A 17,840-nucleotide genomic window follows, 5' to 3' on the forward strand; every position below is an offset into this window, starting at 1 on the left:
GCTCCCCCCTGAGGCGCTTTACGCCTTCCCCCCGAAGGGGGGACGCCACCCGTGGCCTGGCAGAGCCAGTTCCACGGTGGCACTGGCGTGGGTGCGCGCCGCTATCGGACGGCATCGGATGCCGCAAGGCGGTTTGCTGGTAGGGCTAGCGTTACTGTGGGCGGGTGCCAGCTGGGCCGCCGAGCCGGCCGAGCTGGCGCGCGGCAAGGAGCTGTTCACCAAGATCCAGCCCGCCTGCGCGGTGTGCCACACGCTGCAGGCCGCCGGTGCCGAGGGCCAGGTGGGCCCGGTGCTGGATGAGCTGAAGCCCGACGCCGGCCGTGTACTGCGTGCGCTCAAGGCAGGCATCGGCGTGATGCCCTCGTATGCCGAGCGCATGAGCGAAAAGGACATGTTGGCCGTGGCACAGTTTGTGGCGCACGCCACGGCCGCGGCCAAGTAGGCGCGGGCTTTCGTGGCGGTTGCAGCGCTGCCTCGCTGCAACCGCGCGCTGCTTCAGGCCGCAGTGCGCGACGGCACCAGCGCCGCTCCTCCTGCGCGCCCCTGCAACCCCTGGAACGCAAAGTCCACCTCGGGCACGCGGCCGCTCACGATGTCGGCCAACGCCTTGCCCGAGCCGCAGGCATGGGTCCAGCCCAGCGTGCCGTGGCCGGTGTTGAGGAACAGATTGCCCATCTTCGTCTTGCCGATCAGCGGCACGTTGCTGGGCGTGGCGGGGCGCAGACCGCTCCAGAACTGGGCCTGGGTCGTGTCGCCCGCGCCAGGGAAGAGTTGCTCCACGCGCCGCACGATGGCCTCGCAGCGCACCTGGTTCAGGTGGCGGTCATAGCCGTTCAGCTCGGCCGTGCCGGCAATGCGCAGGCGGTCACCGCCGCGTTCGCTGGTGTAGCGCGAGAACACGAGCTTGAACTCGTCGTCCGTCAGGCTCACCTGGTGCGCCTTGCTGGCGTCCTTGACCGGCATGGTCACCGAGTAGCCCTTGGCCGGGTAGATGGGCAGCTGGATGCCCAGCGGCTGCGCCAGCAGCGGGCTGAACGAGCCCATGGCCAGCACAAACGCATCGCCGCGCACGCGCTCGAAGCGGCCTTCGGCATTGGTCACTTCCACGTGGTCGATGCGGCCACCTGCCTCGCGCAGCGCGGTGATGTGGTGGCCCATGCGGAACTGCACGCCCGCCGCCTCGCACAGCTTGGCCAGCTCGCGCGTGAACTGGTTGGCGTCGCCGGATTCGTCCTCGGCCGTGTAGGTGGCGCCGGCCAGCTGAGGGCGGATATGGGCCAGGGCAGGCTCGATGCGCACGGCCTCATCGGCGCTGATGACCTGGCGCTCGCAGCCCAGGGCGCGCATCTGCTCGGCCGGGCCCAGGGCGCCGTCGAATTCCTTGGCGTTGGTATAGAAGTGCAGGATGCCCTGCGTGCGCTGGTCGTACTGGATGCCGGTGGCCGCGCGAAGCTGCTGCAATGTGTCGCGGCTGTAGGTGCCCAGGCGCACGATCTGCTCGATGTTGTGGCGCGTGCGCGCCGGGGTGCAGTTGCGCAAGAAGGACAGACCCCACAGCCACTGCCGCATGTCGGCGCGCAGGCGGAACAGCAGGGGGGCGTCCTCTTTGCCCAGCCACTGCAGCACCTTGAGGGGCGCGCTGGGGTTGGCCCAGGGCTCGGCATGGCTCACCGAGATCTGGCCGCCGTTGGCAAAGCTGGTCTCGGCACCGGGCGCACCCTGGCGGTCGATGACGGTCACGTCATGGCCAAGTTGTTGCAGGAAATAAGCCGAAGTCACGCCGAGCAAGCCGGCGCCCAAAACGATCACGCGCATGATTTTCAAAGCCTTTCTGGGCTCTGGCGCTAGAACAACATGCGCTGGCAGCTATGGATTTAATAGCGAACAGCTGGCGCATAAATGCCCTAGCTGCCGCTCCCCCTGTCCTTGGTACCTGAGAGATTCACCGCCACCCACCCGGGCTGCGGCTTGCTCCTTCGGTGCGCTTCGCGTTGCGCGAAGCGGCTCTCCAGACGGCTTTGATGAATGGTGCAGTACGGGACCTGAGCGTGTATGGGAGTTTGCGCCTTCGGTGCAGCGGCGGCCTGTGGCTGCCGTGCTCTCCTGCGAGGCCGATTCTAGGGGCCAAGCCTGCGCGCAAGATCGACTCCGGCGGCTAATGGGGCGCAATCGTTGCTGATGCAGCGGGGCGTGGCCGTTGGTGAAGGTGCCGATAATCCGCCGACCCCTTGTCCCATGGAGAGTTTTGCCATGTCCCCCACCGCTTTGGATCCTGCCGCCAGCGCCGCCGTCATCACCCAGGCCCGGGAGGGACGCACGCCCCGCCCGCTGGACTTTCCCGCAGGGCTTCGCCCACGCGATGCGGCCGATGCGTACGCGGTGCAGGACGCCGTGGTGCGCGCGCGCGGTGGCATCGCGGGCTGGAAGGTCGGCGCCGCGTCGCCCCAGGCGCAACCCGCGCGCGCCGCGCTCACCCGCGATTCAGTGTGGGTGGCCACAGCGGGTGATGCGGTTGCTCTGTCTGCAGCTGGTTTTGCCGTGATGGGCGTGGAGGCGGAGCTGGTGTACGAACTGGGGGCTGACCTGCCCGCCCGCGCCACCCCCTACAGCGCCGCCGAGGTGCTGGCGGCGGTGGTGTCGGTGCGCGCCGCCATTGAGGTGTGCGACACACGCTTTGCTGCATGGGCGCAACAGGGCGAGTGGAGCCGTCTGGCCGACCAGGCCTGCCATGGGGCATTGGTCGTGGGGGCCGGGGTTGCCGATGTGGCCGCAGTGCAGCCGCTGTTGCAAGGGGTGAGTCTGTCGGTGAACGGCTCGGTGGCCGTGCAGCACGCCACCTGGGGCAATCCGGCGGGCGACCCGCTGCGACTGCTGGTGTGGCTGGTCAACGAAGGCGCGCGCAGCCTGGGCGGGTTGCGCGCGGGGCAGTGGGTGACCACCGGTTCGTGCACCGGCACCGTGCTGGTGGCGCCGGGTACTGAAGTCGTGGCGGACTTTCCGGGGCTCGGTCAGGCTGCGTTATTGCTGCGCTAGCTGCGATCGCTGCTAGCGCAGCTGCAGCTGCTGTAGCTGAGGAAGGGCCTGCTTAGCGCACGGATCGTGCTTGGGGCCGGTCCATCAATTGCGGCGCGGGTTGTCCGGCTGGCTGTCACGGCGGTTGGGCACTCCGTCGCCATCGCGGTCCCGGTCGTTGCGGTTGGAGATGCCGTCACCGTCGCGGTCCCAGCCACCGCGTTGCATCTCCCACCGGCCTTCGCGTTCGATCCACTGGGGTTGGCGGTATTGGTAACCGTTGCGCGCCTGCACCCAGTGGCCGCGCACCCAGTGGTGGCGGTTGCCACGCCATTCCCAGTGGCCTTCTTCCCACACCTGGCCTCGGCGAGGGCGGGGCATTGCTTCATTGCGCGGAGGGGGCGGCGCAGGAATCACCTGGTACGTGGGCGCAGTCTGGTAAGTGCGCTCGGGTTGGCCGGACTGAATGATGACGGTACCCTGGGTGGCGGCCTGCGCAGGAGCGAAGGCCAAAAACGCCATCAGGGCGAGGGAGGCTGCAGTGAGCGGGTGGTGGGCCATGAGTGTCTCCTGTGGATGGTTCGATACGGAACCGGGTGGGACGATGGTGCACGGGTATCCGGCGCCGCGCTGTAGGCGCGACGCCGCCCCTGGCGTAGGCGCAGGGGGGCGGTCTGGGGCGGGCCTGAGCGCCACCGTGGGCGGCTGCCCCTCGGCTTAACGGCGGTACGGGTTGTCCGGGCGGTGGTCGTAGCGGTTGGGCACGCCGTCCCCGTCGCGGTCGCGGTCATGGCGGTTGGGTACGCCGTCGCCATCACGGTCCCAGCCGCCTCGCTGCATGTCCCAGCGGCCGCCGTGTTCAACCCAGCGGGGCTCTCGATAGTGGTAGCCGGGGCGGGCTTTGACCCAGTAGCCCTGCATCCACACATGGTGGTGGCCACGCCATTCCCAGTGGCCGGGAACCCATGCCATGCCGCGGCGCGGGTGGGGAACCGCTTCGTAGCGGGGAGGGGGCGGAGCCTGGTATTGCACGCGCACCGGGGCGGGTTGCTGGTAGGCGGGTGTGCCAGCCTGGATGACGACGGTGGCGCTGGTCTGCGCCTGCGCCGCGCTCGCGGCGCCCAGCGACAGCAGGGCGATGGACACAGCGGCAAGTGCTTTGCGGGCCATAAGGGTCTCCTCAGAAATGATTCCTTGCGGAACCGGAGACTTCATGGTGCACAGGCTGCGTCAAGCCGGTGTAGGCACATTGCGAAGCTTTGTGAAGTTGTGTTGCCGACTTCGGAGGCAAACGGCCACTGCGAGACTTTTGTCACGCCTGCAGCGTGTGAGCGGCGTCAGCGCCACCACACCAGCGCCGCAATCACCAGCAGTGCGCACCAGGCTGGGTGCCTGCCGTGGGTGGCGCAGAACACCAGCACGCCACTGGCCAGCGTGGCAATGCCCACCACATCCGCGGCCCAGGCGCCCAGGGCAGCGTCCCAAGGCGCGGTGCCCAGGCGCCAGAGCAGGGCGCTCAATGCCCAGCACAGTACCGAGGCCACATGCCAGGTGCCCCACAGGATGCGCAGGTGTGGGGTGTGCAGCACCTGCTGCGCAGCGCCCGGCTCCACGCGCCCCACCGTTTGGCGCCCCTGCGTGCGCAGGCTGCGAAACAGCAGAAGCTCTCCGAGCACCGAATGGGCCGCGCCCACCAGGGCCAGTCCGGCTGCGGCGAGGGTCAGGGCGGTGTTGGTCATGGGTGAATGGTCAGTGCCTCATGTGCCTGGGTGCGCACGCGCGCGCGCAGCTGCGTCAGCAGGTGCATCAGCCCCATCCACATGCGCTCGAACGCCGGCATTTCGCCGGGCACCTGGGCCAGGTGCTGGCCCAGCACGCGCTGGTGCTGGCTGGGGGTGATGGGCGGCGGTGTCTTGGTGCCAAAGTCAAACACGGGCTGGGTGAAAGGCTCCGTCTGCCAGGCCTGCATCTCGGCCAGTGCGGGGGCGAGTTCACTGGTGTAGGCCTGTACGGTCAGGTCGTTGCTCAAGAGCCCCAGCGCCTGGTAGGCCTGCAGCACCTGCGCGTTGCGCGCTGGGTCGGTGTCGGCGCGCAGCAGTGCCGACCACGCCTGCACCACCTGCGTCCTGAATGCGCTGGGCAGGGCGCGCGTGCAGCCAAAGTCCAGCACGCCCACCGTGCCATCGGGCGCGAACAGGAAGTTGCCCGGATGCGGGTCGGCATGCACCCGCCCCAGCACAAAGGTGCAGTGCATGAACCAGTCCCACAGATGCTGCCCCGCCTGGTCGCGTTGCGCCTGCGATGGCTGTGTGCCCAGCCAGGCCTGCAGCGGCTGGCCGGGCAGAAATTGCTGCGTGAGCACCTGGGCCCGCGTGTGCGAGAGCAGGGGCTGCGCCATCACCACGCCCGGCCGGGCCGCGTGCTGGGCGAACCACTGCATCTGTTCAGCCTCCTGCAGGTAGTCCACCTCGCGCAGCAGCGTGGCCTCGATCTCGGTCATCACGCTGTCCAGCACGGCATCCGCAGGCAAAGGCATGTCGGTGTGGGCCAGCGCGCGCAGCGCGGCGCGCATCAGTTGCATGTCGCTCGCAATGGTGGCGGCAATGCCGGGGTACTGCACCTTGACGGCCACCGTGCCGTGGCCTGCCAGCTGTGCGCGGTGCACCTGGCCCAGGCTGGCGGCGGCAAACGCGGTGGGCTCGAAATGGTCGAACAGCGCCTCCGGCTCCTGCCCGAAGGCCTGGCGGAACACGCGGCCCACCAGGGCGCGGTTGAGCGGCGGGGCCTGGTGGTGGGCGCGTGCCAGTTCGCGGCGCACGCCGTCGGGCAGCAGGCCCGGGTGCATGCTGAGCAGTTGCGACACCTTGAGCGCTGACCCCCGCAGCTGCCCCAGCGCGCCAAACAAAATGCGGCCCAGCGCTGCCTCGTGCTCGGCCTGCGCCTGGGCCGAGCGCTCGCGCGTGCGGTGCGAGAGCTCAGCCATTCCGATGCGCGCTGCCGCGAGCCCCGTGATGGCACTGCGAGCCAGCTTGCCGGTGCGGGGTGCGTCTGCGTCAGTTTGGGCCATGGTCTGCCAGGCGCTGAGCCGTGCCGCGCGCTATGACACGGTGGATCGGCGTGATCACCGCCATGTAGGCATGGCCGAGTGTGTTGTGGATGTGCACCACCGTGCTCAGCACCACGCGGGGCGTGGCGCCAGGGGTGGCGGGCTGTTTGCAGATGGACACCTGTACGTCCAGGTGTTTGTCGTCCTGGCCCATCACCACTTCGGTGTCGCTCAGATGCCGGATGCGGAAGATGCCGACGCGGTCGCCCACGCGGTAGCTGCGTGCGTTGCGCAGGGACCGGCCGCTGGCAGGCGGGTGGCCGTCGTCCAGCTGGCCCAGGTCTTTCAGGCCCACCAGTCGCACGGCCTTGTTGCGCGCGAACATGAGGGCGCGCGTCCACGCAGGGGTGCGGGCCGCCACGTCCAGCCACGACTGCAGGGCAGAGCGTGTGGGGTGCCGGTCGGCCACTTCGTAGGCATCAAAAAAATCGGCTCCGGGCAGTGTGGCGTGGATGGCGGTGCCGGGCGGCACTTGTGTGGCGCGCGCGGTGGTGGGCGCGGCGAGGGCTGGGGTCGCATTCATGGGGCGCTCTTTTTCTTGCGGGGCGTGGCAGCGCGGGGCTTGCGCGGTGCTCGGGGGGGCTGCGAAGGCGTGGTGGCCGGGCTTGCGGCGGCGGCTGCCATGGGAGCAGGTGCCCTGGCTGTGGGGGCGCTGGCCATGGCCTGCTGTGCCATGTGCAGCATGCCCATCAGGCCGCTGCCGTGTTGCACCATGCGGGCCATCTGGCTGCGCAGCACAAAGCCGCTCAGTTGCAGCACGCGGTTGACCAGCCCGCCGCGCAGCGCCTGCACCAGCACGCCCAGCGACAGGTCCACCAGCTGCGTGGTGTCGGCAAATTCGTCGGAGGTGTCGGCCAGCCAGTAGCTCACCACACCCGCAAGGTAGTCGGTGTAGAGGCTGCCCGCCAGGCCCTTGAAGTCGCAGGGCTCGATCTCGCCGCTGGCCTCTGCCGCTTCCAGAAAACTCGCCACCGCCTCGCGCAGGCTCTGGCGCGCTGCCAGCGGCTCGGCCAGCATCGACAGGGGCGAGCGCCGCGCCAGGCCGCGCACCTGGGCCACGAACTCGCGGTCGGCCAGCAGGCGCTCTAGCACGGCATCGGTCAGGCGCTGCAGCTTTTCTTGCAGGCCATAGCCCGCAAAGCCCGGCGTCTGCAGCGTGTCGGCCAGCGCCTGGTGGGCCACATCGTCCAGGTAGCCCAGCACGATGCGGTCCTTGGTCGGAAAGTATTTGTAGATCGTGGCGTCGCCGATGCCGGCGGCACGCGCGATGTCTTTCATCGTCGTGCCGTCAAAGCCCTGGCGGGTCATGAGGTCCACCGCGCTGGCCACGATCTGGCGGCGCGTGGCGTCTTGCTGCTGGCGGGTGGTTTTCATTCGACTATTCTTAAATTGATTGAATTTACAATTTAAAGAATAGTTATTTCTGTTTGTGACGTCAAGCCACCTCTTGCCGGGCGCAAGGAGGATTTTTGAGGCTTTTTTAGCCCCAGGCGCAGGTATTTCATGCGCCGAAAGCTATCAAAAAGATAGTGAATAAAGGGTGGGTCATGGCACTGCGGACAGTCCCCACACCTGTGGGGCGGCCGCTGCGCTCAACCAAGGGCAGAAGTTGGCTTGCAGCGACGGCTGCCGCTTGCAGGGGCCTGCGAAATCGACAGGAGGCTTATCGCCGCATGCTGGCAAACGCCTCGAACTCCCAGCTGCGCATGGCCAGCAGCAGGGTGTAGCCTTCGCGCTCGCGGTCGGGTAGTTTCTGGTCGGCCAGGTGCTGCTGGGCAAAGTCCTGCGCCACGCGCTGCATGCGCTCCATGAAGGCGGGCGCCAGGCTGCGGCTGATGTTGCCGTGCACCAGCAGCACGCCTTCGCCCAGTCCGTCAAAGCCGCCCGCAAAGTAGTCCAGCAGCGCATGGTCGCGGAAGTAGTTCATCACCGGGCCATGTGGGCGCCAGCGGAAGGTCTTGGCCAGCTTGAGGCGGTAGCGGTTCAGCGGCCGCAGCTCGATGATGCCGATGCGGTCCAGCTGCGCCAGGTATTTGATGCCCTCGGCCTCGGTCAGGCGGTAGTAGCCGGTCACCTGCTCCAGCGTCCACTGGCTCAGCACACAAATCGCCATCAGCAGCAGCTTCTTGTCCGCCACCACGGCCTTTTCCTGCTCCTGGGTCAACTCTTTCAGCAACGGCTGTTCGTCGGCCACGCGCCGCGCCAGGTCGGCAAAGTCCAGCGCCAGCGCGCGGCAGATGGCGTCGATGCGCGACAGCGGCATGTCGCCTTTGGCCAGCATGCGCTTGACGCTGGACTCGGCCATGCCCAGCGCCTGCGCCAGGTCGGCGTAGGTCATCTGCGCGGTCTTGAGTTCCTTTTTCAGGGCGGTGACGAGATCGGCGGTCGTGCTCATGGTGTGGGGCTCCTTGGTATCGATTATCAATACCCAAAGGCGCGTGGGTAGCCTATTGAGCGACTTCTTGCGGGAGCTGCCGCCACCGCTCACCACACTGCGCGGCATCGTTCACTTTCTACGGTGTGTGTGATGTCTTCTTCCCCTGTGACTGTCCTTCGTTCTCGCGGCCTGCCAAAGCTGCCGCGCCTGTCGTATGCCGAAACGGGCCTGCTGCTGGGCGCGGCCGCGCTGCTGGCGCTGGCATTGTTCGGCCCGGTGCTGCCTGCCAGCGAGCACCAGCACGGGTTTGCCGACCAGCGCACGCTGTGGGGCATCCCCTGTGCGCTGGATGTGCTGAGCAACCTGGCCTTTGTGCTGGCGGGTGCATGGGGCCTGTCCGTGCTGCGCCGTGTGGCGCCGAGCGCGCTGGACGCGACATCCCGTGCGCTGGCCGCCTTGTTTTTTGGCGGGCTGCTGTGCACCGCCGCAGGCTCGGTGCTGTACCACTGGCAGCCGCAGGACGCGGGCCTGCTGTGGGACCGTCTGGGCATGGTCCTGCCCTTCGCGGGGCTGCTGGGTCTGGCGGCTGCCAGCCGGGTGAGCGCGCGGGCGGGCGTGGCCGCCGCTGGCACCGTGCTGCTGGCCGGGCCGATGGCGGTTTGGGTCTGGGTGCACACCGGTAACCTGCTGCCCTGGGCCGTGGTACAGCTGGGCGGCCTGCTGGTGGTGCTGGTGCTGGCATGCGTTCCACCCCGGGCCGATGGCCTGGCGCTGCACCTGGGCGTGGTGGTGGTGCTGTACGCCCTGGCCAAGCTGCTGGAGGCGGCAGACCACCCGGTGTTCGAGGCCACGGGCGGATGGGTGTCAGGCCACAGCCTCAAGCATGTGCTGGCGGCGGGCGCGGCCTGGCCGGTGCTGACGGCACTGGGGGCGCTGGTGGCTTTGCGCCACAGTGACGCGGCGGTGATGCCGCTGGTCATGCCGTCCGGGCAGAATGGCGCCCACGCCGTGGGTGTCGCCCGCAGATCCGGCGCATGAAGCGCAGGTCCGGAAAATTCCAACAAGCCAACCCATCGGAAACGAGGAGAAACGCATGAGCCCCGACACCGCCTCCACCAGCGTGGCCCCAGCGCCCACGCACGAGGACCCGAACCAGTTTGCCTTGCTGCGCCAGCGGCGGTTTGCGCCCTTCTTCTGGACCCAGTTCTCTGGGGCGGCCAACGACAACCTCTTCAAGTTCGCCTTCACGGTGATGGTGACCTACCAGCTCAGTGTGGACTGGCTGCCGCCTGCGATGGCGGGGCTGGTGATCGGCGCGCTGTTCATCCTGCCGTTCTTGCTGTTCTCGGCCACGTCCGGCCAGCTGACCGACAAGTACGACAAGACGAAGATGATCCGCTTCGTGAAGAACCTGGAGATCGCCATCATGCTGGTGGCTGCCGTGGGTTTCATCGCGGGCAATATTCCCATCCTGCTGCTGTGCACCTTCTTGATGGGCGTGCACTCCACGCTGTTTGGCCCGGTCAAGTTTGCCTACATGCCCCAGGTGCTCAACGAGCGTGAGCTGACGGGCGGCAACGGCATGGTCGAGATGGGCACGTTTGTGGCCATCTTGCTGGGCAATGTGGCGGGTGGACTGCTGGTGGCCATCCCCGGCATCGGCCACACCACCGTGGCCGTGGCCTGTGTGGTGGCTGCACTGGTCGGGCGCGGGGTGGCGCAGTTCATCCCCTCGGTGCCGGCCACCGACCCGGGCCTGACCATCAACTGGAATCCCTTCACCGAAACCTGGCGCAACCTCAAGCTCGCGCACGAGAACATCGTGGTGTTCCGCTCGCTGCTGGGCATCAGCTGGATGTGGTTTTTCGGCGCGGTGTTCCTGAGCCAGTTCCCCAGCCTGGCCAAGAACGTGCTGCATGGCAACGAGCAGGTGGCGTCGCTGCTGTTGGTGGTGTTCTCCATCGGCATTGGTGTGGGCTCGCTGTTGTGCGAGGTGCTCTCGCGCCGCCACGTCGAGATCGGCCTGGTGCCGCTGGGTGCCATCGGCATGAGCGTGTTCTCCATCGACCTGTACTTCGCCTCGCGCAGCCTGCCGCCGTCCGAGATCATGGGCCTCGCCGCCTTCATGGCCCAGGGCGCGCACTGGCGCGTGATGCTGGACCTGGCGCTGCTCAGCCTGTTTGCGGGCCTGTACAGCGTGCCCATGTACGCGCTGATCCAGATGCGCAGCCAGCCCACGCACCGTGCGCGCATCATCGCGGCCAACAACATCCTGAACGCGCTGTTCATGATCGGCAGCTCGCTCATCGCGGGTGCGCTGCTGGGCGCAGGCTTCACGGTGCCGCAGATTTTCTTGTTCACCGGCCTGGCCAACGCCGTGGTGGCGTTCTACATCTTCATGCTGGTGCCTGAGTACCTGCTGCGTTTTGTGGCCTGGGTGTCTTCGCGGTTCGTGTACCGTTTCAAGGTGCAAGGCGACGAGAACCTGCCTTCAGCGGGCGCGGCCATCCTGGCGTGCAACCACGTGAGCTTTGTGGATGCGGTGCTGCTCATGGCGGCCAGCCCGCGTCCCATCTACTTCGTGATGGACCACCGCATCTTCCGCGTGCCCGTGCTGGGCTGGCTGTTCCGCCTGGCCAAGGCGATCCCCATCGCGCCCTACAAGGAAGACCCTAAAACCTACGAAGCCGCCTTCGATCGCGCCGCACAGGTGTTGCGCGAAGGCGATCTGCTGGCCATCTTCCCCGAAGGCGGCATCACCAAGGACGGTCAGCTGCAGGAGTTCAAGGGCGGCATCATGAAGATCATCGAGCGTGCACGCGCAGAGGGTGTCGAGGCCCCGGTGATCCCTATGGCATTGACCAATCTGTGGGGCTCGTATTTCAGCCGCATCGAGCAAGGTGGGGCCATGGTGCGGCCGTTCCGCCGAGGGTTTTTCAGCCGGGTGGGGCTGAATGTGGGTCAGCCTGTCGCGTCGGCGCAAGTGCAGCCCACCGTGCTGCGTGAACAGGTGCAAAAGCTGCTGGTGGCCTGAGCGATCAGCAGCTTTCAGAACAGGTTTCAGATACCTCTGTCAAATCAGCGATAGCCCGGTCAGCAGGGCCAGGCGCTCCCGCTCTTCGCGCGCAGTGGGTTGTGGATGATCAGCCGTTGCGAAAAAGAAAGCTGTAGGCGTTCAACGCCGGTACCCCTCCCAGGTGCGCGTACAACACGCGAGAGCCTTCGGGGAATTCGCCCTTGCGCACCATGTCGATCATTCCGTGCATGGACTTGCCTTCGTACACCGGGTCGGTCAGCATGCCTTCCTGGCGCGCGCAAAGGCGAATGGCTTCGAGCGTGCCCTCGTTGGGCAGACCGTACTCCGGGCCGCCGTAGCGTGTGTCCAGCACCACGTCCTCGGCGGTGATCTCCTGGCCCAGCTCCACGAGCTTGGCGGTGTTCTGGGCAATGCGCAGCACCTGGGCATGGGTCTTCTCGGGCTTGGCCGAGGCGTCGATTCCGATCACCTTGCGCGCACGGCCATCGGCGGCAAAGCCCACCACCATGCCGGCCTGTGTGCTGCCCGTGACCGAGCACACGACGATGTAGTCGAACTGAAAGCCCAGCTCCTTCTCCTGCTGGCGCACTTCCTCGGCAAAGCCCACGAAGCCCAGGCCGCCGTAGGGGTGCTCGGAGCAGCCTGCGGGGATGGGGAAGGGCTTGCCGCCCGCCTTCTTCACGTCCTCCATGGCCTGCTCCCAGCTGGGGCGGATGCCGATGTCAAAGCCCGCCGCATCCAGGCGCACGTCTGCGCCCATGATGCGGCTCATCTCGATGTTGCCTACGCGGTCGTACACGGCGTCGGAGTAGTTGACCCAGTTCTCCTGCACCAGCACGCACTTCATGCCCAGGTGCGCAGCCACTGCGGCCACCTGGCGTGTCTGGTTGGACTGGATGCCGCCGATGGACACCAGCGTGTCGTAGCCACCCGCAATCGCCTCGGGGATCAGGTATTCGAGCTTGCGGGTCTTGTTACCGCCGAAGGCGAGGCCCGAGTTGCAGTCCTCGCGCTTGGCATACAGGTGCACCTTGCCGCCGAGGTGGGCCGACAGGCGCGGCAGCGCCGTGATGGGAGAGGGGCCGAAGGTGAGCGGGTGGCGGGCAAATTTCTGCAGGTTCATGGCGGTGTTCCGGTCGATGAAGAGGAGGCGCAAGCGGGGGGGGCTTGCAGTGCCTTCATCGTAGAAAAACACGCGCGTCAAGTGGTTGCAAAATTTTCCAAAATTTCAGTGTTTCAGGTTGATAGATCAGAATGTGAGGGATAAATATTTCTCTGGGTGACCTATGAGCGCAACAAAAGTTCGTCCCAAGAATGCGCCGCAGGCTGATGTCTCGGTCGAGCTGGACCGTACCGACAAAGCCATCCTGCGGCAGCTGCAGCGTGATGCGTCGCTCTCCAACGTGGCGCTGGCCGAGAAGGTGCATCTGAGCCCACCCGCCTGCTTGCGCCGCGTGGAGCGCCTCAGGCGCCTGGGGCTCATCGACAAGGTCGTGGCGCTGCTCAACCCCCAGGCTGTGGGGGCGGGAATGCTGGTGATGATTGGCGTGGTGCTGGACCGCTCCACGCCCGAGTCGTTTGCCGAGTTTGAAAAGGCGGCTGCCAAGGTATCCGGCTGCATGGAATGCCATGTGGTCACCGGCGAGTTCGACTACTTCATGCTGGTGCGCACGCGCGACAACGACAGCTTCAACCGCCTGCATGCCGAGCAGCTGCTCTACCTGCCGGGGGTGCGGCAGGTCCGCTCGTTCATGGTGCTGCGCAACGTGCTCTCGACCACCGAGTTGCCGCTGGCGGTGTAGCGGCCTGCGTCCGACCGACCGTTTACTGGGCGCCGCGCAGTCGTCCCATCATGGCCGCCCAGGCAGGGCCGCCAAACACGTTGACCACCAAGCCCGCCATCAAGAGCCCGGCGCCTGCAAAGTGCACGGGCAGCAACTGCTCGCCAAACGCCACCCAGCCCGTGGTCAGGCCCACCACGGGCACCAGCAGCGTGAAGGGCGCCACGCGGTTCACGGGGTAGTGCGACATGAGGTAGGTCCACAGCCCGAAGCCCAGCAGCGTCGAAATCCACGCGATATAGGCCACGGCGGCCATCGATTGGAAGGAAAGGTGCTCGACGGCAGCCCACACCGTGGCGGGCCCATCCAGCAACAAGGACAGCGCCACAAACGGTAGCGGCGCCACCACGCTGGACCAGACGATGAAAGCAAACTGGTTCATTGGCCCATACCGCCCCACGGCACGCGTGACGATATTGCCGCAGCCCCACATGGCCGCCGCCGCCACGGTCAGCGCAAAGCCCGCCAGGGGCATGGAGGCACCATGCGCGCTGCCGATCAGTACCAGCCCGCAGCCTGCCAGCGCGAGACCTGCCACCTGGTTGCCGTGCCATTTTTCGCGCAGCCACCAGGCGGCCAGCAGCAGCGTGAAGAACGACTGCGACTGCAGCACCAGCGAGGCCAGGCCCGAGGGCATGCCGATGTGGATGGCGGTGAACAGCAGCGCAAACTGCCCCACGGCCATGGTCATGCCGTACAGCAGGTACAGCTTTAGCGGCACCTTGGGCGGCTTGACGAACAGCAGCGCCGGAAACGCCGCCAGCAGGTAGCGCAGCGCACCCAGCAGCAGTGGTGGCACGCCGGCCACGCCCACCTTGATGACGGCGAAATTGAGGCCCCAGACGACGATGACGAGGAGGGCCAGGGCAAGGTCGCGGGGGCGCAGGGTGGTGTTCATGCCCTGCATTCTCTGGGATGGAACGGGTCGGTGGCCGGACGTTTCCGGACCAGCATGGTGCGAAAACGGACCAACCCGCGGAGACGTTCCGGGGGGTTACGCCGGCTCGACCGCGAAGCTCAGCCCCGCATTCGCTTGCAGGCGTGCGATCAGTGGCTCGCCCATAGCTGGAGCCGTGGTCCAGATGCCGCCGACGGTGCCCTTTGCATCCTGCAGCAGACACACCGCAGCTTCGGTGATCATCTTGGAGGTAGAGCCATAGCCCGGGTCGCGGTCGCCCTTCACGCCTACGCGCAAGGTGTTGCCGGCGGCGTCGGTGCCCAGAAACAGCACGTCGTAAAAGCCGTTCTCGCGTTCCTCGCGCGAAGGGCCTTCACCGGGCTTGGGGCCCTTGTCTGAGCCCAGCGACTTGTCGCCAGCCACCGCGTTGGCGATGGCCTCGCCCTTTTCGCCGGCGCCAGTGATCAGCATTTCGTCGTACACAAAATCGGTGCCGTATGCGTGCTGCAGCAGGAAGTTGGAGCGGTGCACGTTGCGGGTGTTGATGGCAGCCATCACGAACGGCGCGACCCAGACGCCATCGCCACCCATCGTGCCCAAAGCCTCGTCCACCATGGGCTTGTTGCCCGAGGGCTGGCGTGGGCCTTCAAACCCGGGGGTGAGCGAGAAGGGATTTTTCAGCAGGTCCAGCACGCCGGGCTGGGTGGCGGCGGCCGCCATGGTGGCCTTGAGGCTGGCGGCGGTGCCGCCCGAGAAGGTGCCCTTCATCTTGCGTACCCGGCCGCGCACGCGGGGCGCCGGGTGGCCGAAGCGCTGGGCAAATTCCTTTTGCAGCAGGAACACGCCCAGGTCGAACGGGATCGAGTCGAACCCGCACGAGAACACGATGCGCGCGCCGCTGACCTTGGCCGCCGCTTCGTGCGCGTCGATCATCTGGCGCATCCAGGCGGGCTCGCCGCACAGGTCCACATAGTCCACACCGGCCTTCGCGCAGGCGGCCACCAGTTCGTTCCCATACAGCTGGTAAGGACCCACAGTGGTCAGCACCAGGCGCGTGGCGTCCATCAGCGCCTTCAGGCTGGCGGGGTTGCTGGTGTCGGTCACAACCAGCGGCGTGTCGGCCGGAGCGCCCAGTTCGTCGCGGATTGCTGCCAGCTTGTCGGCGTTGCGCCCGCCCATGGCCCAGCGCAGGCCGCTGCCGGCGGGGTAGCGCTGGAGCAGGTATTCGACCACCAGGCGGCCGGTGAAGCCGGTGGCGCCGTGGACGACGAGGTCAAAGGTTTTGGTCATGGTGTGGGTCTCCGTCCGTCAAATGTGCAAGTACCCGTAGCGGACAGGTGCTGCCACGCCCGGGGTGGCTGCCATTCTCTTTGGCCGCACCCGCTGCCTCTGTCGCGCAGGTGCATGGCAGGTGTGGCGTAGGGCTGGAACAACGGATTTTTGCGTCTTTCTGGGGAGAAAGTACCGCAAAACGATACCGAATGGGCTGCTGCTGGCCACTGTTACGGTTCAATGCAGACACGCAAGTTACGTCTGGGCACCATTCGTTCCGTGTTCAACCAACGCCCCCCGGGGCACCACTGCAATGTCTTCTTCTCCCATCGTTGTTCAGCGTGACACCAAGGCCTGGCAGTTACAGGTGTGGGTCTCGTTCGGCATTGCGGTTTTTCTGTGTGCCGTGGGCCTGGCATGGCTGCCTGGCGAGCAACTGGAGCAGGCCTTCATGGTGATGGGCTATGTGTTCTGCCTCTCGGCCGCGTTTGTGTTGGCCAAGTTTGTGCGGGACAACGAAAGCGCTTCGCGCCGTGGCGGTGGTGACACCCCCCTATGGAAGCTGGTGGTGTGGGGCGGCTTTGCGGTGGCCATGGGCCTGACGGGCTGGGGCCTGCTGAGCATGGACATCAACGTGACCTACAAGGCCTTTCTGGGCGTGAGCTGGCTGTACCTGATCACCACCGCCTTCACGCTGGCCAAGATGCTGCGCGACCGCCACGAGGCCGATCTGATGGAAGCCCGCCTGCAGGGCCGCCGCGAAGCTGCCCAGGCCGCTGCCCAGAACAGCAGCGCGAACTGATCGCCCCGTGTGCGGGCAGGCGGCAACCTGCCGCCTGTCTGGATGAACCTTCTTTTTGGTCTTTCGACCCGGTCTGGCCCGCATCTGGGGTGCGTGGGCGGGCCGTATCTTGAGGAGTGAATGATGATGAATGCCAAGTTTTCTTCGTGGGGCTCTGCGGCCCGCCTGCCTCGCGCCCTGCTGGCCGCCGGGGTGGTGTGTGCGGCCCTGGTGGCTGCTGCGCCGGCCCGGGCCCAGAGCGAGGCTTCTGCCGCGCTGTCGCTCTTGCCCGTGGCCTCGGTGGTGGGCACGGCGTCGGTGGCCTCGGCGGCCGCCGGTGCGGTGGTGACAGTGCCGGCGGCGTTGTCGGTGGGCGGCGCGGTGCTGACGGTGCGGGCGGTGGAGGCCTCGGCCGTGGGCACGGTGTACCTGCTGGAGCGAGCCTCGGACGGCGCCCAGGTGAGTGTGGAGGTGGTCGGCCGTGGTGTGGCGGGCTCGGCCTATGCAGTGGGCACGGTGGTGACCTGCAGCGTGATCGGCACGGGCGTGATTCTGTCGGCGGCGGGCGAGGCCATTGCCTTTGTGCCCAATGCCATCGGCCGTGCTTTGTTGCACAACGAGCGCCTGTGAGGAGTGGCACGATGGTGAAAGCCCTGAACCTTGGCCGCGACCCCGCGCTGCGCATCCCTGCCGCGGTGGGCATGGTGTTCCTCGCTGGGGCTGCGCTGCTGGCAGCTACACCGGCCCAGGCGGGCCGCTCCTGCGAATCCCGCAAGCCCGTGCCCCCGCAGGTGATCGAGCGCGGCATGAAGCTGGCCGAGCAGACCTCGGTAGCGCTGGATGCCGAGCACGCCAATTCGGGCGCACAGGTGGTGGCGCTGGCGCGCGCAGGGCAGGACCTGAGCAAGTACGGCCTGCGCTACTCGCACATGGGCTGGGCTTACAAGACCGCCGAGGGCCCCTGGCGTGTGGCGCACAAGCTCAACGAATGTGGCACGGCGGTGGGCCACCTGTACCGCCAGGGCCTGGGTGAATTCTTTCTGGACGACCTGTGGCGCTACGAGGCCGTGTACGCCGTGCCCACGCCCGAGGTGCAGCAGCGCCTGCTGGCCGTGTTGCAGGACAAGGGCCGCACCAAGGCGCTGCAGCACCCGCCCTACAGCATGGTCAGCTACGCGTGGGGGCGCAAATACCAGCAGTCCAACCAGTGGGCGCTGGAGACCCTGGCAATGGCCATGGAGCCCAGCACCCTGCGCTCGCGCGACCAGGCGCAGGCCTGGCTGCAGTTCAAGGGCTACGAGCCCACCACGCTCAGGCTGGGCCCGCTCACGCGCATGGGCGGACGGGTGGGGTCGGCCAACATTGCGTTTGACGACCATCCGAACGAAAAACGGTTCTCGGACCGCATCGAGACCGTGACCGTCGACTCAGTCCTGGCCTGGATGCAGCGTACGCAGCTGGCAGCCGCCCCCGTGGTGCTGGCGATCAAAAATTGAATCAAAATGCCAGAAGGCGC

At 67.0% G+C, this 17,840-nt stretch carries 19 protein-coding genes and 1 riboswitch; of the genes, 8 read left to right on the plus strand and 11 right to left on the minus strand.

The features are described from left to right. Positions 1-118: 118 nt before the first annotated feature. A complete protein-coding gene (gene sorU / locus AC1Q64_RS17125; RefSeq protein WP_492252235.1) occupies positions 119-442 on the plus strand; it encodes a SorU family sulfite dehydrogenase c-type cytochrome subunit in 324 nt (107 codons plus the stop codon). A 53-nt stretch (positions 443-495) separates the two neighbouring features. Here sorU and AC1Q64_RS17130 read toward each other — a convergent pair whose 3' ends face one another. Then, positions 496-1,815 (minus strand): D-amino acid dehydrogenase, encoded by a 1,320-nt coding sequence (locus AC1Q64_RS17130; RefSeq protein ID WP_492252151.1) that lies wholly within the window; start codon positions 1,813-1,815, stop codon positions 496-498. 95 nt (positions 1,816-1,910) lie between these two features. Then, a riboswitch (glycine riboswitch) is annotated at positions 1,911-2,022 on the minus strand. Between the two features lie 228 nt (positions 2,023-2,250). Between AC1Q64_RS17130 and AC1Q64_RS17135 the strand changes: the two genes are divergently transcribed. Continuing rightward, positions 2,251-3,033, plus strand: coding sequence for a 2-keto-4-pentenoate hydratase (locus AC1Q64_RS17135; RefSeq protein ID WP_492252152.1), 783 nt, complete (start codon positions 2,251-2,253; stop codon positions 3,031-3,033). Between the two features lie 84 nt (positions 3,034-3,117). Here AC1Q64_RS17135 and AC1Q64_RS17140 read toward each other — a convergent pair whose 3' ends face one another. The 7 genes from AC1Q64_RS17140 to AC1Q64_RS17170 all read right to left on the minus strand — a co-directional run bounded on the left by AC1Q64_RS17140 (position 3,118) and on the right by AC1Q64_RS17170 (position 8,513). Continuing rightward, positions 3,118-3,573, minus strand: coding sequence for a YXWGXW repeat-containing protein (locus AC1Q64_RS17140; protein WP_492252153.1), 456 nt, complete (start codon positions 3,571-3,573; stop codon positions 3,118-3,120). Between the two features lie 156 nt (positions 3,574-3,729). Then, entirely contained in the window at positions 3,730-4,182 is a 453-nt protein-coding gene (locus tag AC1Q64_RS17145) for a YXWGXW repeat-containing protein (protein WP_492252154.1), read from the minus strand. Between the two features lie 167 nt (positions 4,183-4,349). Beyond that, positions 4,350-4,751, minus strand: a complete 402-nt coding sequence (locus AC1Q64_RS17150; RefSeq protein WP_291436918.1) for a hypothetical protein — start codon at positions 4,749-4,751, stop codon at positions 4,350-4,352. Further along, complete coding sequence (locus tag AC1Q64_RS17155) at positions 4,748-6,079, minus strand: ABC1 kinase family protein (protein ID WP_492252155.1); 1,332 nt, start codon at positions 6,077-6,079, stop codon at positions 4,748-4,750. The genes AC1Q64_RS17150 and AC1Q64_RS17155 overlap by 4 nt, the downstream gene beginning before the upstream one ends. Next, positions 6,066-6,641: a DUF2867 domain-containing protein gene (locus AC1Q64_RS17160; RefSeq protein ID WP_492252156.1), complete on the minus strand. Its 576-nt coding sequence runs from the start codon at positions 6,639-6,641 to the stop codon at positions 6,066-6,068. The genes AC1Q64_RS17155 and AC1Q64_RS17160 overlap by 14 nt, the downstream gene beginning before the upstream one ends. Continuing rightward, a complete protein-coding gene (locus AC1Q64_RS17165) occupies positions 6,638-7,492 on the minus strand; it encodes a TetR/AcrR family transcriptional regulator (protein WP_492252157.1) in 855 nt (284 codons plus the stop codon). Before AC1Q64_RS17165 ends, AC1Q64_RS17160 begins: the two co-directional genes overlap by 4 nt. 289 nt (positions 7,493-7,781) lie before the next feature. After that, complete coding sequence (locus tag AC1Q64_RS17170; RefSeq protein ID WP_291436914.1) at positions 7,782-8,513, minus strand: helix-turn-helix domain-containing protein; 732 nt, start codon at positions 8,511-8,513, stop codon at positions 7,782-7,784. Between the two features lie 132 nt (positions 8,514-8,645). Here AC1Q64_RS17170 and AC1Q64_RS17175 point away from each other — a divergent pair, with 132 nt between their 5' ends. Next, the gene (locus AC1Q64_RS17175) at positions 8,646-9,533 is read left to right on the plus strand and encodes a hypothetical protein (protein WP_492252158.1); all 888 of its coding nucleotides are present in this window, start codon (positions 8,646-8,648) and stop codon (positions 9,531-9,533) included. A 55-nt stretch (positions 9,534-9,588) separates the two neighbouring features. After that, a complete protein-coding gene (locus AC1Q64_RS17180; protein WP_492252159.1) occupies positions 9,589-11,529 on the plus strand; it encodes an MFS transporter in 1,941 nt (646 codons plus the stop codon). A gap of 109 nt (positions 11,530-11,638) precedes the next feature. Here AC1Q64_RS17180 and AC1Q64_RS17185 read toward each other — a convergent pair whose 3' ends face one another. Next, positions 11,639-12,655 carry a 1-aminocyclopropane-1-carboxylate deaminase gene (locus AC1Q64_RS17185; RefSeq protein WP_056172646.1) on the minus strand — a complete coding sequence of 339 codons (1,017 nt, stop codon included), beginning with the start codon at positions 12,653-12,655 and terminating at the stop codon, positions 11,639-11,641. 163 nt (positions 12,656-12,818) lie between these two features. Here AC1Q64_RS17185 and AC1Q64_RS17190 point away from each other — a divergent pair, with 163 nt between their 5' ends. After that, complete coding sequence (locus tag AC1Q64_RS17190; protein ID WP_492252160.1) at positions 12,819-13,334, plus strand: Lrp/AsnC family transcriptional regulator; 516 nt, start codon at positions 12,819-12,821, stop codon at positions 13,332-13,334. A 22-nt stretch (positions 13,335-13,356) separates the two neighbouring features. Here the strand turns inward: AC1Q64_RS17190 and AC1Q64_RS17195 are convergent, their stop codons facing one another. Continuing rightward, on the minus strand, positions 13,357-14,259 hold the full coding sequence (locus AC1Q64_RS17195; RefSeq protein ID WP_492252236.1) for an EamA family transporter: 903 nt from the start codon (positions 14,257-14,259) through the stop codon (positions 13,357-13,359). 108 nt (positions 14,260-14,367) lie between these two features. After that, positions 14,368-15,561, minus strand: coding sequence for a saccharopine dehydrogenase family protein (locus AC1Q64_RS17200; protein WP_291436909.1), 1,194 nt, complete (start codon positions 15,559-15,561; stop codon positions 14,368-14,370). 295 nt (positions 15,562-15,856) lie between these two features. Between AC1Q64_RS17200 and AC1Q64_RS17205 the strand changes: the two genes are divergently transcribed. The 3 genes from AC1Q64_RS17205 to AC1Q64_RS17215 all read left to right on the plus strand — a co-directional run bounded on the left by AC1Q64_RS17205 (position 15,857) and on the right by AC1Q64_RS17215 (position 17,820). Next, a complete protein-coding gene (locus AC1Q64_RS17205) occupies positions 15,857-16,345 on the plus strand; it encodes a YiaA/YiaB family inner membrane protein (protein ID WP_291436908.1) in 489 nt (162 codons plus the stop codon). 123 nt (positions 16,346-16,468) lie between these two features. After that, positions 16,469-16,954, plus strand: a complete 486-nt coding sequence (locus AC1Q64_RS17210) for a hypothetical protein (RefSeq protein ID WP_492252161.1) — start codon at positions 16,469-16,471, stop codon at positions 16,952-16,954. An 11-nt stretch (positions 16,955-16,965) separates the two neighbouring features. Beyond that, positions 16,966-17,820 (plus strand): DUF2145 domain-containing protein, encoded by an 855-nt coding sequence (locus AC1Q64_RS17215; protein WP_492252162.1) that lies wholly within the window; start codon positions 16,966-16,968, stop codon positions 17,818-17,820. Positions 17,821-17,840 lie beyond the last annotated feature (20 nt).

The sequence above is a fragment of the Acidovorax sp. GW835-FHT14G06 genome (assembly GCF_058793595.1).

Bases quoted from the DNA above. Each gene is read 5' to 3' on its own strand.
- AC1Q64_RS17170 (WP_291436914.1), bottom strand. From the start codon at position 8,513: ATGAGCACGACCGCCGATCTCGTCACCGCCCTGAAAAAGGAACTCAAG.
- AC1Q64_RS17185 (WP_056172646.1), bottom strand. From the start codon at position 12,655: ATGAACCTGCAGAAATTTGCCCGCCACCCGCTCACCTTCGGCCCCTCT.
- AC1Q64_RS17150 (WP_291436918.1), bottom strand. From the start codon at position 4,751: ATGACCAACACCGCCCTGACCCTCGCCGCAGCCGGACTGGCCCTGGTG.
- AC1Q64_RS17190 (WP_492252160.1), top strand. From the start codon at position 12,819: ATGAGCGCAACAAAAGTTCGTCCCAAGAATGCGCCGCAGGCTGATGTC.
- AC1Q64_RS17130 (WP_492252151.1), bottom strand. From the start codon at position 1,815: ATGCGCGTGATCGTTTTGGGCGCCGGCTTGCTCGGCGTGACTTCGGCT.
- AC1Q64_RS17165 (WP_492252157.1), bottom strand. From the start codon at position 7,492: ATGAAAACCACCCGCCAGCAGCAAGACGCCACGCGCCGCCAGATCGTG.
- AC1Q64_RS17180 (WP_492252159.1), top strand. From the start codon at position 9,589: ATGAGCCCCGACACCGCCTCCACCAGCGTGGCCCCAGCGCCCACGCAC.
- sorU (WP_492252235.1), top strand. From the start codon at position 119: ATGCCGCAAGGCGGTTTGCTGGTAGGGCTAGCGTTACTGTGGGCGGGT.
- AC1Q64_RS17175 (WP_492252158.1), top strand. From the start codon at position 8,646: ATGTCTTCTTCCCCTGTGACTGTCCTTCGTTCTCGCGGCCTGCCAAAG.
- AC1Q64_RS17210 (WP_492252161.1), top strand. From the start codon at position 16,469: ATGATGAATGCCAAGTTTTCTTCGTGGGGCTCTGCGGCCCGCCTGCCT.
- AC1Q64_RS17140 (WP_492252153.1), bottom strand. From the start codon at position 3,573: ATGGCCCACCACCCGCTCACTGCAGCCTCCCTCGCCCTGATGGCGTTT.
- AC1Q64_RS17145 (WP_492252154.1), bottom strand. From the start codon at position 4,182: ATGGCCCGCAAAGCACTTGCCGCTGTGTCCATCGCCCTGCTGTCGCTG.
- AC1Q64_RS17155 (WP_492252155.1), bottom strand. From the start codon at position 6,079: ATGGCCCAAACTGACGCAGACGCACCCCGCACCGGCAAGCTGGCTCGC.
- AC1Q64_RS17205 (WP_291436908.1), top strand. From the start codon at position 15,857: ATGTCTTCTTCTCCCATCGTTGTTCAGCGTGACACCAAGGCCTGGCAG.
- AC1Q64_RS17200 (WP_291436909.1), bottom strand. From the start codon at position 15,561: ATGACCAAAACCTTTGACCTCGTCGTCCACGGCGCCACCGGCTTCACC.
- AC1Q64_RS17215 (WP_492252162.1), top strand. From the start codon at position 16,966: ATGGTGAAAGCCCTGAACCTTGGCCGCGACCCCGCGCTGCGCATCCCT.
- AC1Q64_RS17160 (WP_492252156.1), bottom strand. From the start codon at position 6,641: ATGAATGCGACCCCAGCCCTCGCCGCGCCCACCACCGCGCGCGCCACA.
- AC1Q64_RS17135 (WP_492252152.1), top strand. From the start codon at position 2,251: ATGTCCCCCACCGCTTTGGATCCTGCCGCCAGCGCCGCCGTCATCACC.